This is a genomic window from Acinetobacter sp. YH12219 (genome assembly GCF_013417875.1).
Classification (GTDB): domain Bacteria; phylum Pseudomonadota; class Gammaproteobacteria; order Pseudomonadales; family Moraxellaceae; genus Acinetobacter; species Acinetobacter amyesii.
Window position 1 is genome coordinate 1 of record NZ_VPDC01000032.1, and the last position, 16,177, is coordinate 16,177.

Genomic DNA, 16,177 nt, shown 5'->3' on the forward strand with positions numbered 1-16,177 from the left:
TTTGGTAGTGTTTCAAAAAGTATGCTGAAGAAAAAGCCGATTGGATTTTGATAAAATAGAGAAATGCAAATAACTCTAGCAATCAAATGTCCAACCTGCCTCAGTGATAGTATAAAGAAAAATGGTATCAAAGTAGATGGGAAACAAAACTATCAGTGCAAAGACTGTAAACGTCAGTTTATTGGTGATCATGCACTGAGCTATCTAGGATGTAAGTCAGGTATTACTCGTAAAATATTACAGTTGATGGTCAGAGGCAGCGGTATACGAGATATTGCTGAAGTTGAGCGCATCAGTATCGGTAAAGTTTTACGTACTTTAACTGAATCAACCTATGAAATTCAGCCTCAGCAAAGTCATTATGAATCTCTCGAAGTAGATGAGTTCTGGAATTTTGTTGGAAATAAAAAGAATAAACAATGGCTTATTTTTGTTCAAAAGTCATATTTTACCTCGGAGAAACCGGACATTTTTATTGGTGAGAATATAGACACTTTAAATGGGTTCTAACACTCTCGTTTCGTATAACAGCCATTATGTTAAATGAATGATAATTGACATTTTGTTCATTAATACTGATATGCAACGAATTTTATTATATGTCACCCCTCAATTACAAATATAAATGACTGCTCGTCTAATCATCTCCATTACACAATTAAATGTTAAAATGCATAGCTACTTCATCTAAGATAAAATATATGTATCCAAATCTACAGCACAGCTTCGAAAACAGCGTCATTCTCGTTGTAGAAGATGATTATGATATTGGTGACATTCTTGAAAAATACATAAAAAATGAAAACATGCAGGTCATCCGTGCATTGGATGGACAACAAGCTTTAGAGTGCCTAAAAGCCAACTCTATCGACCTGATTCTCCTTGATATTAAATTACCCAAACTAAATGGCTGGGAAATTCTACAAATCATCCGTCAAACAAGTCATTTACCTGTCATTATGCTGACTGCCTTAGATGATCAAGTGAATAAGATCATGGGGCTAAAAATGGGTGCTGATGACTTTATTATTAAGCCATTTAACCCAAACGAAGTGATTGCACGAATACAAGCCGTACTTAGACGAAGTACAAGCCAAAATATGGAAATAACTAATATTATTCGTTATAGAAATATTGAAATTAATCCAGATCATCATCAAGTTTACATTTCAAATGGTCAAAGAAATCAGTTGCTCAACCTTACGTTAACTGAGTATAAGATACTGTTTTTGATGGCAAAAACACCGAATAAAGTCTTTACACGTAATGAATTGATCCAAAACTGTATGCCTGAAAGTGATGCTTTAGATCGCACTGTAGATAGCCATATCAGCAAATTACGCAAAAAACTTGAAGAAAATGATGTAAATGGCTTATTAATCAATGTCCGTGGCGTGGGGTATCGCTTAGATCAAAATCATGAAATTTAACTTTTTTAAAAATTCTGTTGGAATTAACTTCCAGTTTATTATCATGATGAGCCTATTCAATTTAGGCATTACGCTGTTATCTTTCATGATTGGCTATTTTGTTTATAGCTGGGCGATAAAAATAGGTTTTCTAAATACACAAGTTATTAATTCAAATGAATTTTCAGTTACCTCCGTTGACTTTATCTGGCTGTTTTTAGTGCTATTAACAGGCTTTTTTCTTTCTACTATCCTCGCCTTTAAATATGGAAAACGCTATACACAGCCAATTAGTGATTTAGCAGATGTTATTCAACAAATTCAACAAGGCAATTTAGCACTCAGAATTAAACAGCCACATCATGATATTCCACATGAAATCAAGTCTCTTATTGAGAACTTCAATGAAATGGCAAACCAACTTGAAGTATCAGTTAAGAATTCAACTGTTTGGAATGCTGCAATTGCACATGAATTACGAACACCTGTGACAATATTACAAGGTCGCTTGCAAGGTATTGTCGATGGTATATTTATTGCCGATAAAGCTTTACACCTAAGCTTATTGAACCAAGTCGAAGGCTTATCTTACCTTGTGGAAGATTTACGGACACTGACACTTATTGAAAATAAACAATTACGATTAGAACTAGAAAAGACCAATTTAAAAAATAGTATTGAAAAATGTCTGCAGATGTTTAATGAACGGTTTCATGTTAAAGGTTTAACTATTGTTTTAAATTTGACGGATAAATTGGTTTGCGTTGATATAAGAAGGATGGAACAGGTCTTTATTGCATTGTTCTCTAACTTTCTAAGATATTCGAATGCTGGAAAAATAAATATTACATCTGTAACCACAGCAGAACATTGGGTATTGACGTTTGAAGATGAAGGTCCTGGTATTGATGAATCGCATCTTAAACACCTGTTCAAACCCTTCTATCGACTGGAAGACTCTAGATCATGTCTAGATGGCGGTACTGGATTAGGCTTGGCAGTGATTGATGCAATTATTGAAGCACACCAAGGTCATATTTATTATTCTAAATCCAAAAACTTAGGTGGCAGCTGTTTTACTATTCAACTAAATCGTAAGACATCAACTCATTTATAATGTGTTAAGTTCAGATTAATACGGCTTAATTTAAACCATAAATTTAAGATAAATTGATGTCTGAACTTAACCATTCTGTTTGATGATCCTCAAATAAATTTCATCACAATGAATTCTCATCTCGATATTTAGCTAGCATAAAAAATACCACAATGGAGAGTATCCCGATGATAATCCCTGCTGTTAATAATAAATTAACATGAGCTGAACTGAAGGCAATTTTACCTGCGTTTATCAATGCTGTACCTTGTTCAACGGGTAACTGGCTCGCCACTAAATAGGTATCACCAATCGAAAGTCTGGCTTTTTCTGCTAAAACAGCAGTTAAATCTGACGGCACTTGAAGATGACTGCCAAATATATAGGCCATGAAAACACCAAATAAAGTAATACCTAGTCCTGTACCCAGTTCATAACCTGTACTTTCAAGTGAACCTGCCGCACCGCCCTTTTCTGCAGGTACTGAGCCCATGATCGCAATGGATGAAGCTGTTAAACCAATACTCAGTGTTAATCCAATCGAAGCTAAAATAAAGGGAACGATGATTCCCGGATGATGAAAATCTGAATAACTCAAACTGACCAACGCAATTGCTGCCAATATTAATGACATGGTCGCAACCAGACGGAGTCCAAATTTATTGGATAAAAAACCAGCAATAGGCCCGCCAATAGCGGCCGCAACCATAATCGGAACCATAAAAAGACCGGCTTGCAGCGGTGTTAAACGAATGACATATTGCAGCTCCATTGCCAAAGTTAACTCAACCCCTGCCAAAGCGCCTGCAGCAACCATTGCCATAATAATGCCGGCTAAAATAGCAGGACGTGAAAATAGCGAAAGATCTAGCATCGGCTGAGGAGAATTCAGCTGTTTGCGTACAAATATGGTTAATAAGCCGATAGATAAAACGACCAAAGGCAAGACAATCAACAACGACTGTTTACCGCCTAAGCCTGCTTTTAGTGCATATACAAACGAAATCAAACCGACAATCAGCAATAGCGCTTGACCAAATGCCCAATGTCCAGGGGTTATAGCTTCTTTTCGGGACAATAAGAAATAGCACATTGGTGCGACAACCAGCATGATTGGGACGTTAATCAGGAAAACTGAACCCCACCAGAAATATTCTAACAATCCCCCACCAATGAGCGGTCCAATGGCGGCACCGGCTGATCCGATTGTGCCCCAAATACCCAGCGCAATGGCACGTTCGCGACTGTCTTCGAAGGTTCTGCGAATAATACCCAATACACAGGGCATAATCATGGCACCGCCTAATGCTAATAAAGCACGTGCGGCAATCAGCATAGAAGCCGTTTGGGAAAATGCCGCAAGGACTGAGGCAATTCCAAATATAACCAAGCCAATCAGCAGAATCTTACGATTGCCGACACGATCAGCCAAAGTTCCCATCGGAACTAAAAGTCCAGCCATAAGTAATGGATAAATATCAATAATCCATAAGACTTGGTTACTTGTGGCACTCAGCGATTGGGTTAATGAGGGAACCGCAACATGCAGTACAGTCATATCAATCACAATCGGCAGAAATGCAAGCACGACAGCGAGCAATATCCACCAGCGTTTCGGATCAAGATTGGTAGCTTTCATGATTAAACCTATATTGATGGTTTATTAAATCAATTCTGAAATAAAGATGTAAATGAAAGATTTGTTGTGGGCTAAACTCGTTAACCCACAGCTTTTATTCTCAGTTTTGATGCTTAATGTGCCGCTTTACGTTTCGAGAATTTCTCAACCATGCTCATGACGACAATAAAGAAAATCGGTACAAAAATAACAGCTAGAATTGTTGCGCTGATCATGCCGCCAAAGACGCCTGTACCAATCGCTTTTTGAGTTTCAGAACTAGCGCCACTGGCAATGACTAAAGGAATAACGCCACAGGTAAATGCCAAAGATGTCATTAGGATTGGACGTAAGCGCAATTTAGCGGCTGCAACGGTTGCCTCCACTAAACCCATTCCTTCTTCTCTTAGTGCTTTTGCAAACTCAACAATCAAAATAGCATTCTTTGCAGATAGACCAATAATCGTGATCATGCCGACCTTAAAGAAAATATCATTTGGCATACCACGTAACATTACTGCTAAAAAGGCGCCAATCAACCCTAGAGGGACAACTAGCATCACAGAGAATGGAATTGACCAGCTTTCATAAAGCGCTGCCAAGACAAGGAAAACGACTAACATCGACAACAGTAATAAAAACAAGGTTTGTGATTCCGACTGTTTTTCTTCTAGAGAAATCCCAGTCCACTCATAACCCACACCTTTCGGAAGTTGTTCAATCAAATTTTCCATCTCAGTCATGGCTTGTCCTGAAGATATACCTGCTGCTGGACTGCCAGAAATACTCAATGATGGACGACCGTTGTAACGATTGTATTGTTGTGGGGAATGTTGCCAAATTGGAGTAATTATTTCAGACATTGAAACCAATTTACCGCTTTGACTGTTCACCTTAATCTGAAGAATATCTTCAATACTCATGCGTGATTTGGCATCAAGTTGCACAATGACTTGCTGCATACGGTCATGATTTGGAAAATCATTGATATACATCGAACCCATTGAGGTTGAAATAATATCGGTCACATCACTGAAATTAACACCTAATGCCTGCAATTTATCTCTATCAATTTTAAGCTGTACAGAACTGCCATCTGGCAAACCTTCAGGATAGACCTCCGCCACGATTTTACTTTGTGCTGCTAATGCTAAAAGCTGATCTTGTGCTTCTCTTAAAGCAGGCATGCCAATATTGCCACGATCTAATAATCTCAGTGAAAAACCAGATGAGTTACCCAATTCATCAATTGCTGGTGGTAACACAGACATGGTTTGACCTTCTGAACTTTCAGCCATCGCTATATTGGCATTATTCACGACTTCTTGTGCCGTAATAGTACGCTCTTCGAATGGCAATAGATTGGTAAAATACATCGCTGTATTCTGACCAGATCCACTAAAACCAAAACCTAAGACCGCCATATTGTCTTTAATCCCCGTTTCTTGGTCTAAATAATTTTGAAACTCAGCAACGACTTTACGGGTACGTTCTTGAGTTGCATCCGCAGGAAGTTGAATCGAAGTCATAAACCACCCCTGATCTTCTTCTGGCATAAACGCAGTCGGAACGTGTTTAAAACTAAAAATCAGCACAATGACAATGCCTAAGAAACATAACATTGCGAGGGTTTTATGTTTAATTACTTTAAATAAACTGCGTTCATAGCGATTGTTCAGCTTCTCAAAACTGCGATCAAACGATGCAAAAACACCCTTTTTCTGATGGTCTTGATCAATCGGTTTTAACATCGTTGCACATAACGCAGGGGTTAATGTCAGTGCAAGGAAAGCTGAGAATAAAATTGAAACCGACATGGTAATGGTGAACTGACGATAGATAATCCCCACTGAGCCTGACGCCAATGCCATCGGCAAGAATACAGCGGCTAACACTAAGGTGATGCCAATAATCGGATTGGTAATTTCCTTCATGGCTTTAGATGTGGCTTCAACTGGAGATAAGCCTTCTGTCGCCATAATGCGTTCAACATTCTCAATGACCACAATCGCATCATCGACAATAATCCCGATCGCAAGCACCATACCGAACATGGTCAGCACATTAATCGAAAAACCAGCAAGCAGCATGACTGAGAATGTGCCAAGCAATGCAATCGGTGCAACAATCGCCGGAATTAAGGTGTATCGAACATTGTGTAAAAAGATAAACATGACAATAAAAACTAATGCCATAGCTTCAAGCAATGTCATGATTACTTTTTCAATCGAGATTTTTACAAAAGGTGCAGTGTCGTAAGGTATAGAGAATTTCATACCATCAGGCAGTGCTGAACCTAACTGTTCAATTTTCGCTTTAACACCTTCTGCAGTCTTGACAGCGTTGGCACCAGGACTCATTTGTATCGCCACAGCTGTAGAGGCTTTGCCATTTTCTAAAATCGCAAAGTTATACATCTGTGCCCCGATTTCGACACGAGCGACATCCGACAGTCGAACATTGGCGCCATTTTGTTGAGCACGTAAACTAATTTTCTTGAATTGCTCTACAGTTTCTAATTGACCTTGAGCAGTTAAAGGAATAGTAATTTGTTGCCCCGTCAAAGCAGGAACATCACCAATACGACCTGGTGATATCGGCAAGTTTTGGTTTTGGATGGCTGTATTCACATCTTGAATACTCAATCCATAAGAAACCAAACGATCTGGATCGACCCAAATCCGCATGGCTTTTTCAGCACCAAAATTTTGGACTTTACCAACACCGTCAACCCGCTTTAATTCTTCAATCACATAGCGAGTCATATAGTCACTGACATCAATTTCACTATATTTGCCATTCGGTGAACTTAAGCCCACCATCATTAAAAAACCAGACGACGCAGCATCGACCATCAGCCCTTGTTGTCGCACTGTTTGAGGTAAGCGTGACTCAATGGCTTTAATTTTGTTTTGCACATCAATTTGTGCAAGTTCTACATCTGTACCTGGTTTAAATGTTGCGGTGATTGTTGCTGTTCCAGAACTATCTGAACTTGAACTGTAATAAAGTAAGTTTTTGACACCTGACATTTCCCGCTCAATCAAGGTCACAACACTATCATTCAATGTTTTTGGCGTAGCACCTGGATAGATTGCCGTAATACTAATCTGTGGTGGCGCAACACTTGGGAATCGTGCAATAGGTAACTTGGGGATGCTTAGTACACCCAACAGAATAATAAATAAAGCAATCACCCATGCAAAAATAGGACGCCTAATGAAAAATTGGGACATTATTGCTGTCCTCCATTTTCCTTAATATTTGTAGGTTGCCACTGCTTAATTTTTAATTTTTGCTCAGGCTGTATACGATCAGCCCCTTCAACAATGACTTTCTCACCTGCTTGTAACCCTTGTTTGATCACATAGTTATTTTGATAACGTTGACCAAGCTGAACAGGCTTGCTTTGCGCTAAACCTTTTTGATTAACAATCGTAACATTGGCTTTACCACTAATATCATGTTGAATCGCTTGTTCTGGAACTAGGAGCGCATTTTCAACTTGAGCTCGGCTCATATTGACTCGAACATACATGCCTGGCAAAAGTTTTTGATTTTCATTATTGGCTAAAATACGGATTGTGACATCACCCGTATCAGGATCAACTTTAGTATCCGAAAATAGGATTTCACCTGTAACGTTATAAGGTTTACCCTGACTATTTAGGATTTCAACCGTATGTTTGGTATTTGACACGTCACCTTGCTGTAAAGCTTCCTGTAGTTTTTCATAATCACTAATTGATTGCTTTACATCAACATAGACTTTATTAATCTGTTGTATTACGGCCATTGCATTAGTATCACCTTGACCAACTAATGCACCCTCAGTCACTAAGATTTCACCAATCGTTCCCGAGATAGGGGCTGTAACAGTCGCATATTTAAGATTAAGTTGTTGTCTGCTTAACATGGCTTGCATTTGCGCCACATCGGCTTTTGCTTTTTGATAATCTGCTTCGGTATTGTTGTATTCCTGCTGACTAACCGCATTTACTTTTACTAATTCAGTGTAGCGTTTTAACAGCACCTGCAAACGTGTCACCTCAGCTTGTGCACGGTTTAAAGTGGCTTGATTGCTTTTTACATCTGCCTGAAATATTTCAGAATTCAATTTAAAAAGCGGTTGACCTGCTTGCACATAAGAGCCTTGCTTAAAAAGTACTTTATCAACAATTCCACCTACTTGCGGGCGAATTTCAGCAATACGGTAAGCGACAACACGGCCTGGAAGATTTTCAATTAAATTCATGGAATGCGGTAATACCGTGATGGTACTGACAACCGCTGGTGGCATTTCTGTTGGGGACTGTTCAGCATCTTTGGCTTGTGTACAGCCGATTAAAAGTACAGTTGTAATAAGTATTGAACCTATTAAATGATAATGTGTTGACATGCTTTTTCAGAGGGGGGGTTTTAGATACTACTATTTTGAAATAGCAGTGTTTATGAATTGCTGATGTTGTGTGGAGATTGTGTGGAGATTGTGTGGAGAGATTAAAAGATTTATTTTTTAATGACACGCTTAAACAGCGTGGCTTGTAAATTAGTATAAATAATTTTGTTGTTCTACAATTTTGATCGTATCTTAGTTTTTTCTCATAGTTCATGAACTTTAAAATTCTAAACCAAGACTAATATTTATATAAGCAATTGAAAATACAATACATAGTTTCTTTATACACTTATGAAGTGAACTTTAGGTGAACATAAGTTAAATAGAAATTTTTAATTAGTTCAGCACAAACGTACAATCTTTAAGGCCTATAACTCGATACCGTTCTCTCTTTGATGTTTATTGCTATCTAATTGAGTGAACTCTGTGGAAATATTTCTTTATACATTAAGCGTTATGTATAGCCCAGGCCCTGTAAATTTTATGGGGCTAAATTCTGGCCTTACAGGTCAATTAAAAAAGACTATAGGATTTTACCTAGGCATTGGTTTCGCCATGTTGATCTTATTCGTATTGTTTGGCTATATAGGTGAAGCTGTTATTCCACATGGATTGATTCATTATATTGCTTTAGCGGGTGCAATTTATACATTCTACTTGGCTATAAAAATGATTAGGGCGAATGTAGAAACAACTCAACAGCAAGAAAGCCATCTAACATTCTTAAATGGCTTATTTATTCAGTTATTAAATCCAAAAGCCATTCTCGTCATTCTACCTGTTACGACAATTATGTACCCTGCAGCCAAAATCACAGGAATCATGATCTTGATAGTTTCTTTACTGATTTCACTTGGTGCTGTTGGCGCACCATTCACCTATGCTCTGGTTGGAAAAGTATTAGGCAACAAAATTGCTAATCCTATCTGGTTTAATCGGCTAAATAAGCTGATGGGTATACTCTTGATTTTATCAGGGCTTTTTATGTTCAAAGATTTTCTTAATGGAATAAATCGGCACTGTTGCAAATAACCACGAATGGTAAGCTGAAGACTGTTTTAGCTAAAGGTGCAGCATATGAATCCTTTCCATGGTCGGCATTTTCAGGGCGAAATCATTCTTTGGGCTGTGCGCTGGTATTGTAAATATGGCATTAGCTATCGTGAACTGCAGGAAATGCTGGCCGAACGGGGTGTGAATGTTGATCACACGACTATTTACCGTTGGGTTCAACGTTATACGAATCTAAAAATGGGAGCCTATAGCTCCCATTTTTATTGTTAAACGTTGAATCCTATATGTTTTCCTGTTGGAAGCTCTACATCAATACGGAGCTTCCCACCCATTGCCTCAACATACTTTTTCAAGGTTGAAATCTTAAGATCATTGCCACGATTTTCTATTGCTGAAAGCGATGGCTGTTTTATTCCCAAAGTTTCAGCAAGCTCTTTTTGAGAAATTTCGAGTTCTTCACGAATAAGATGAAGCTGATTTTCTAGCAGTAATTCATCAGCCATTTTTTGAATACGGGCTTGGCTCTCTGGAGAGCGGCTAGCTAACAATTCTTGCAGAGTCTTAGCCATTAGATTTATCTCCTAGGGTAGTGAGATGAAGTTGGTATTGTTCATCTGCAATATCCAGCATGTCTTTATAAAAACGCTTTTTACCGCCTTTATCAGCAATACATAGAACAATAGCCTGTCGTAAGGGATCAAATGCGAAGAAAGCTCTTAAGGATCTACCGCGATGTTGAACACGCAGTTCTTTCATATTGGTAAATTTAGACTCATACACAGTATCTACTAAAGGACGGCCTAAACTCGGTCCCTGCTGCTGTAGAACAACCAGGGCAGCTAGGACCTTCTCTTGTGTAGGTTCATCTTGCTGTTCAAGCCACTGATTAAATAGATCTGTCGTAATGACTGTCCACATACCACAACCAAAATATAGATTATAGTCTATATTTTAGGGGCATTATGTTTGTTTTGCAAATGAGAAAGGATAGGCAATAAAAAAGCCCGACATCCTGTCGGGCTTTTCCATATTTGGCGCTTAGATCTGACTCCTGTCTGATCTCACGTTCCTTGTTGTTCATCTTATTCTTTTTATCTGGAGCATCCTGCTCTCTATGTCTTCATGATAGGAAATTTCCAGTATTGCGGATAGCAGCAAAGGGCCGAGATTGGTATGAGCCAGGGCTTACAAAATAGCCTAAATTTTATCCACAAAAAATGTGGATAATTTTGGACATTGAGGTATTGATAAAATTTGAAAAACCTCAAAACTGACTATTTTTTAGTCAAATTTATTGGCAAGAAGTATCAAAACCGCTCATAAAAAAAGCCGACTTGTTTCAAAATCGGCTTTTTGGTCATTTTTGGATTTTTCTATTTTTATTAAGTGGTTGATATTTAGATTAATATACAAGTGTATTGCGTATAACCACCATTATGTTAAATAGATAGCAGTTGGGAGATTATTTATTCTTTCAATAGACAAAAACTTGCGGAATTTTTCTTAATTTGTAATCCTTGCGGCCAAGGGTGTCTAGCGTAGCTAAGACAGGTATTCGTTATAGTCGGGCCGCTATAATACGGATGACGAGTGCCTGTATGTTTAACCTAAATATCTTTAACAAGATCTCTAGCGAAGTATTGACCATCAAAAATGATCTTGAGCTGAATTCTGAAAATCAACTGATAACTAAGTATAAGACTTCTACTTCTGAAGATTATAAACAGGCTATTGTTTTGATTTTTAAAGAACGTGGCTATACACGTTTGGAAATAGGTCAATTACTTGGGGAGCCAAAAGCTTCATAAAATACCGATTAAACAAAGCTTGGATATAACATCCAGGCTTTATAAAAAAGTACCTAGCTGTTACCCTTGTCCTGATTTTTTTACTCTAAAACGTTCTTTCATCTTATGACACTTACGCCACCTTAAGTTTATTTATCGTCTTAAATCTGTAAATAACTCATCACTGTCTAGTGATGTGGTGTAGTCGTTTGTGTGTTGTATATATCACATCACTAGCCTATCTGAAAAATTAAAAAACAGGCTATGTTTATGTTATCTAATGTCCGAGAACAGTGGTTCTCTAACATCCGTGGGGATGTACTTGCCGGATTAGTCGTCGGTCTTGCACTCATCCCTGAAGCCATCGCATTTTCAATTATTGCAGGTGTAGATCCTAAAGTTGGTCTATACGCATCCTTCTGTATTGCCGTCGTGATTTCTTTCGTAGGTGGTCGTCCTGCCATGATTTCAGCAGCCACTGGTGCAATGGCGCTGCTTATGGTCACATTGGTCAAAGAGCATGGGCTTGAATATCTGCTGGCAGCAACAATTTTGACAGGCGTGATTCAAATATTGGCAGGCTATTTAAAGCTCGCCAAGTTAATGCGGTTTGTATCTAAATCTGTGGTTATTGGATTCGTAAATGCGTTAGCGATCTTAATTTTCATGGCTCAATTGCCTGAACTGATTAATGTGACCTGGCATGTATATGCTTTAGTTGCTTTAGGTTTAGCAATTATTTATCTATTCCCTCTGGTTCCCAAATTAGGAAAATTACTCCCTTCTCCACTAGTCTGCATCATTGCAATCACATTATTGGCAATCGCTTTAGGAATTGATGTACGGACCGTGGGCGATATGGGGTCTTTACCTGACACACTTCCAATGTTCTTGATTCCAGATATTCCTTTGAATATTGAAACATTGATGATTATTTTGCCTTATTCAGTAGCACTGGCGGCTGTAGGTTTACTTGAATCGATGATGACAGCAACTATCGTGGATGAAATGACTGATACGCCAAGTGATAAATATCAGGAATGTAAGGGACAAGGGATTGCGAATATTGCTTCTGGCTTTATGGGTGGCATGGCCGGTTGTGCAATGATTGGTCAATCTATGATTAACGTAAAATCAGGTGGCCTTACACGCTTATCAACATTCTCTGCGGGCATTTTTCTTCTTATTCTGGTTGTATTTATCAGCGACTGGCTCAAAGTGATTCCAATGGCTGCATTGGTAGCGGTAATGATAATGGTCTCTATCAGTACCTTTGAATGGAGTTCTGTCACTCAGTTAAAAGATAATCCTAAGAGCAGTAATATCGTCATGATTGCGACGGTGATTGTAGTTGTTGCTACGCATAACCTGGCTTTGGGTGTGTTAACAGGCGTATTACTTTCAGCCTTGTTCCTGGCGAATAAACTTGAAAATGATATCCAGGTGACAGCATCTTTTGAAGGAATGGCCCGTTTATATGAGTTGAGAGGTCAGATCTTCTTTAGTTCTTCTGAAAAATTCATGCAAGGTTTTGACTTTAAAGAGGATGTAAAGGAGGTGATTATTGATTTGACCCATTCTCACATTTGGGATGTAACATCAGTCGCCATGCTTGATTCTGTTGTAAATAAATTTCAAAAGAATGGTGCGAATGTCACAGTACGTGGTCTAAATGAAGCCAGTTCGATCATGATTGATAAGTATGGGACACATGCCAGAATTTAAGTTTTAAAAATTCTATATTTATATAGAATTTCTAAAATTAACATAATACACCTTATACGAATCTAAAAATGGGAGCCTTTAGCTCCCATTTTTACTATATTTTTAAAGTTTTAAGCGTGTTGTACTGTGAGCTTTAAGCCTAAAGCATTTACTACACGATTAATCGTATCAAAACGTGGTGCTGAATCCTGACGTAGGGCTTTGTAGAGTGCTTCACGCCCAATCCCTGCTTCTTTAGCGATTTGAGTCATGCCACGAGCTTTAGCAATAACACCAAGTGCATGGGCTAATTCAGCTGGATCATTTTCTTCAAGAACCATATTGAGATACATCACAATGTCTTCTTCAGTTTTGAGCGACTCAGCCATATCAAAACTTGGTAAATCAGCGACTTTAACCATTTTAATCCTCCAATGTTTTCGATAGTTTGACTGCCCGATCGATGTCTTGTTGTTGAGTTGATTTATCTCCACCACCAAGCATTACAATCACAACGTCACCATGTTGGATGTAATACATCCTCCATCCAGAACCGAAGAATTCTCTCATTTCCCAAACGCCATCTTGGAGAGGTTTAATGTCTCCCCAGTTTCCACGTTGAACCTTATCTAATCGACGATTCAGGCGGATACGGGTCATATTGTCTTTAATGCCATCCAACCATTCATCAAATTCTGGAAGACGTTTAATTTCAATCATGAGGATTCCTTATCTTCTCACTATATTGTATTCGATCGAATACAATATGCAAGTAATTTATACGAACATCCATTAATTTCGTATAACACCATTATGTTAAATACATAATTTTTTTGGTTAAAATTTAAACTTTTTTACTGTTTTTCAGGCAAGATGCATATTTTTTTGAAGCCATACTTTCCTTGTCAGATGTTCAAACATTTTAAGGAGAAAGCAATGACACAAACAGCGAATGATCAACGTGCTACAGTAAAAAATCCTAATAATATTCAACATGCGCAGAATCAGGACAACCGTAGCCGACAATTGAATCCTAATCATAAACCTACGAAATCTAAATAAGGATGAAAACTATGAGCACAGCAGGTTGGCCTAGTACTACTGGAAATCCATCAGGTGGTGGCCGAGACAATAATCCACCTCGTAAATAAAAATTTATTTATCTTGTAATATCAATTCAGAAGGCCAAAGATATTGGCCTTCTGAAGGATATTTCTTCAGGAAGGCTTCCCATATCACGATAAAATCTTCTGATGTAGCTAACGTAGAAACGCTGGCTGTTTTTTGAAAATGTTTATAATAAAAGTCTTGCCAAAAATATATTAACCATAGGCCAGCTATGGCATTAATACTTTCAAACCACTTATCTTCTGGAAGTTCATTTTTCAGGAATAAATAATTCTCTTCTGAGACTTGTTCATAAATTTCATCATTTTTAAACTCACCATAAGGTAGACCTAGGAACTCATAGACTTCATTCAAGTAGCATAGTCTTCTGTTTTCTCTAACTTTTTTAATTAGTTGTATAAATTCTTTAATTTGTTCATCTTCGAGAGAAGGATCTAACCATTGCTCAAAACCATTAGTTGGAGGAATAGTCTTCAGAATCTCGACTTTATGTCCTTTTGTTGCTTCAAACTTTGCATTTATCTTTAAGATAAATAAAAGAAAATCTGTAAAAGTTTTTGATGGGAAGTATGGTCGTTTATTTTTAAACTTAAACTTTAATGCTTGGTTTAGTGAGATTGATTGGAATCCCCACTTCTTAGAAATTAAATGATCTAAGTGAATTAAAATTAGCAGTATATTGACGCCAGAATTTCTAAGCATCTCATGACTAATAATATTCTTTAAATCACCGTTAAAGCTAAAGTTATTTACCAGAAAATCATGTAGTTTGCAGACATCTTCATATAAAAAATTATTTTTTTCTAATTCTGAAAATAGCTTTATATGCTCATTCCAATAAAAAAAATCGTTATTCTTAATTGGATATAGTTCTAAGATTTTTAAGCAGTATGCAAAATTATAGTTTTCTTCATCTACAGCTAAAGAAGTTGCTGAATTAAGTACGAAAAACCCCATTTCTGAAGCAAATTCGGATTTAATTTTAACTTTAGCTATTTCATCATTTTTAAATGGAACATTAGTATATTTTTTCTCAATTTTACCTAGTTTCTTAGCCAGGTTTTTATCCATATTTTTCAATATTAAACAGTAGAATTCTAAAGGATTCATGGATGCCCTAATTTTTTAAAAAATCTAAAATTAACATAATACACCTTATACGAAATGATTGTAAAATTTTCTTTTAAAACAATGCCTTATGTTAATGTAAAAAGCCTAAGCAACCACTCTTAGGCTTTTTTTATGATTTGTCACGTTCCACGCTTACTATTTGAGCAATGTTTCATGGTTTTTATAAGTTAACCTAAATGTAGTGGCACTGTTGCAAATAGAGATTTGAGTCGATGATGTTCCCTTTAAAAAGTACTTAGAGACCGAAAACCCTGTTGATTAGACACACTTCACCCTGAGGCTGACCATAATAAAATGACGATGCTTGTCCTTTACGTAGTGCACGCATGACTTCAATACCTTTAATTGTGGCATAAGCCGTCTTCATAGATTTGAATCCTAATGTGGCCCTGATGATCCGCTTTAGCTTGCCATGATCACATTCAATCACGTTATTTTTATACTTAATCTGCCTGTGCTCAAGGTCTGGTGGACATTTACCTTCCCGTTTTAACCGTGATAAAGCACGTCCATATGTGGGTGCTTTATCCGTGTTGATCACTTGTGGAATTTGCCACTTCTTCACATTATTTAAAATTTTTCCAAGAAAACAATAAGCTGAATGGGTATTTCGTCTAGCAGAAAGATAGAAATCAAGAGTATGGCCACGTTGGTCAACTGCACGGTATAGATATGCCCATTTGCCATTCACTTTTACGTAAGTTTCATCCAGATGCCATAAATGTCGATCTGTAGGATTACGCCAATACCAACGTAAACGTTTTGGCACTGTTGCAAATAGAGATTTGAGTCGATGATGTTCCCTTTAAAAAGTACTTAGAGACCGAAAACCCTGTTGATTAGACACACTTCACCCTGAGGCTGACCATAATAAAATGACGATGCTTGTCC

The 16,177-nt window shown here is 37.6% G+C and carries 14 protein-coding genes and 3 pseudogenes; 8 read left to right on the forward strand and 9 right to left on the reverse strand.

The genetic code is table 11. From position 1 onward, the window contains the following. Positions 1-63 precede the first annotated feature (63 nt). The 3 genes and pseudogenes from FTV04_RS15440 to adeS all read left to right on the forward strand — a co-directional run. Positions 64-432 (forward strand): annotated as a pseudogene (locus FTV04_RS15440) (IS1-like element ISAba3 family transposase); the annotation flags it as partial. A gap of 269 nt (positions 433-701) precedes the next feature. Further along, entirely contained in the window at positions 702-1,430 is a 729-nt protein-coding gene (gene adeR, locus FTV04_RS15445; RefSeq protein ID WP_032073130.1) for an efflux system response regulator transcription factor AdeR, read from the forward strand. Continuing rightward, complete coding sequence (gene adeS / locus FTV04_RS15450; RefSeq protein WP_032073131.1) at positions 1,420-2,526, forward strand: two-component sensor histidine kinase AdeS; 1,107 nt, start codon at positions 1,420-1,422, stop codon at positions 2,524-2,526. Before adeR ends, adeS begins: the two co-directional genes overlap by 11 nt. Before the next feature lie 103 nt (positions 2,527-2,629). Here the strand turns inward: adeS and FTV04_RS15455 are convergent, their stop codons facing one another. The 3 genes from FTV04_RS15455 to FTV04_RS15465 form a co-directional block, all read right to left on the reverse strand. Then, positions 2,630-4,144 (reverse strand): MFS transporter, encoded by a 1,515-nt coding sequence (locus FTV04_RS15455; protein ID WP_032073148.1) that lies wholly within the window; start codon positions 4,142-4,144, stop codon positions 2,630-2,632. Between the two features lie 113 nt (positions 4,145-4,257). After that, a complete protein-coding gene (locus FTV04_RS15460; RefSeq protein ID WP_270915313.1) occupies positions 4,258-7,362 on the reverse strand; it encodes a multidrug efflux RND transporter permease subunit in 3,105 nt (1,034 codons plus the stop codon). Further along, positions 7,359-8,522, reverse strand: coding sequence for an efflux RND transporter periplasmic adaptor subunit (locus FTV04_RS15465; RefSeq protein WP_032073150.1), 1,164 nt, complete (start codon positions 8,520-8,522; stop codon positions 7,359-7,361). The genes FTV04_RS15460 and FTV04_RS15465 overlap by 4 nt, the downstream gene beginning before the upstream one ends. 426 nt (positions 8,523-8,948) lie before the next feature. On the opposite strand from FTV04_RS15465, the gene FTV04_RS15470 reads away from it, so the two are divergent. Both FTV04_RS15470 and FTV04_RS15475 read left to right on the forward strand, forming a co-directional pair. Continuing rightward, a complete protein-coding gene (locus FTV04_RS15470) occupies positions 8,949-9,554 on the forward strand; it encodes a LysE family translocator (RefSeq protein WP_180090288.1) in 606 nt (201 codons plus the stop codon). A gap of 45 nt (positions 9,555-9,599) precedes the next feature. Further along, positions 9,600-9,761: pseudogene (locus FTV04_RS15475) on the forward strand (IS6 family transposase); the annotation flags it as partial. A gap of 41 nt (positions 9,762-9,802) precedes the next feature. On the opposite strand, the gene FTV04_RS15480 reads toward FTV04_RS15475, so the two are convergent. Continuing rightward, complete coding sequence (locus tag FTV04_RS15480; protein WP_005237493.1) at positions 9,803-10,105, reverse strand: helix-turn-helix domain-containing protein; 303 nt, start codon at positions 10,103-10,105, stop codon at positions 9,803-9,805. Then, on the reverse strand, positions 10,098-10,454 hold the full coding sequence (locus tag FTV04_RS15485) for a type II toxin-antitoxin system RelE/ParE family toxin (RefSeq protein ID WP_115736331.1): 357 nt from the start codon (positions 10,452-10,454) through the stop codon (positions 10,098-10,100). Before FTV04_RS15485 ends, FTV04_RS15480 begins: the two co-directional genes overlap by 8 nt. A gap of 680 nt (positions 10,455-11,134) precedes the next feature. Here FTV04_RS15485 and FTV04_RS15490 point away from each other — a divergent pair. Both FTV04_RS15490 and FTV04_RS15495 read left to right on the forward strand, forming a co-directional pair. Next, positions 11,135-11,344, forward strand: coding sequence for a hypothetical protein (locus FTV04_RS15490; RefSeq protein WP_004976362.1), 210 nt, complete (start codon positions 11,135-11,137; stop codon positions 11,342-11,344). A gap of 249 nt (positions 11,345-11,593) precedes the next feature. Then, entirely contained in the window at positions 11,594-13,048 is a 1,455-nt protein-coding gene (locus FTV04_RS15495) for a SulP family inorganic anion transporter (RefSeq protein ID WP_180090290.1), read from the forward strand. A 110-nt stretch (positions 13,049-13,158) separates the two neighbouring features. Here the strand turns inward: FTV04_RS15495 and FTV04_RS15500 are convergent, their stop codons facing one another. Both FTV04_RS15500 and FTV04_RS15505 read right to left on the reverse strand, forming a co-directional pair. Then, the gene (locus tag FTV04_RS15500; protein ID WP_004969304.1) at positions 13,159-13,449 is read right to left on the reverse strand and encodes an addiction module antidote protein; all 291 of its coding nucleotides are present in this window, start codon (positions 13,447-13,449) and stop codon (positions 13,159-13,161) included. Position 13,450: 1 nt separating this feature from the next. Further along, positions 13,451-13,747: a type II toxin-antitoxin system RelE/ParE family toxin gene (locus tag FTV04_RS15505; protein ID WP_004647749.1), complete on the reverse strand. Its 297-nt coding sequence runs from the start codon at positions 13,745-13,747 to the stop codon at positions 13,451-13,453. A 216-nt stretch (positions 13,748-13,963) separates the two neighbouring features. Here FTV04_RS15505 and FTV04_RS16930 point away from each other — a divergent pair, with 216 nt between their 5' ends. Continuing rightward, positions 13,964-14,089 carry a hypothetical protein gene (locus FTV04_RS16930; RefSeq protein ID WP_004969301.1) on the forward strand — a complete coding sequence of 42 codons (126 nt, stop codon included), beginning with the start codon at positions 13,964-13,966 and terminating at the stop codon, positions 14,087-14,089. Between the two features lie 93 nt (positions 14,090-14,182). Here the strand turns inward: FTV04_RS16930 and FTV04_RS15510 are convergent, their stop codons facing one another. Continuing rightward, entirely contained in the window at positions 14,183-15,265 is a 1,083-nt protein-coding gene (locus tag FTV04_RS15510; RefSeq protein WP_004969299.1) for a hypothetical protein, read from the reverse strand. Positions 15,266-15,521: 256 nt separating this feature from the next. After that, a pseudogene (locus tag FTV04_RS15515) lies at positions 15,522-16,049 on the reverse strand (IS6 family transposase); the annotation flags it as partial. Positions 16,050-16,177: the final 128 nt, after the last annotated feature.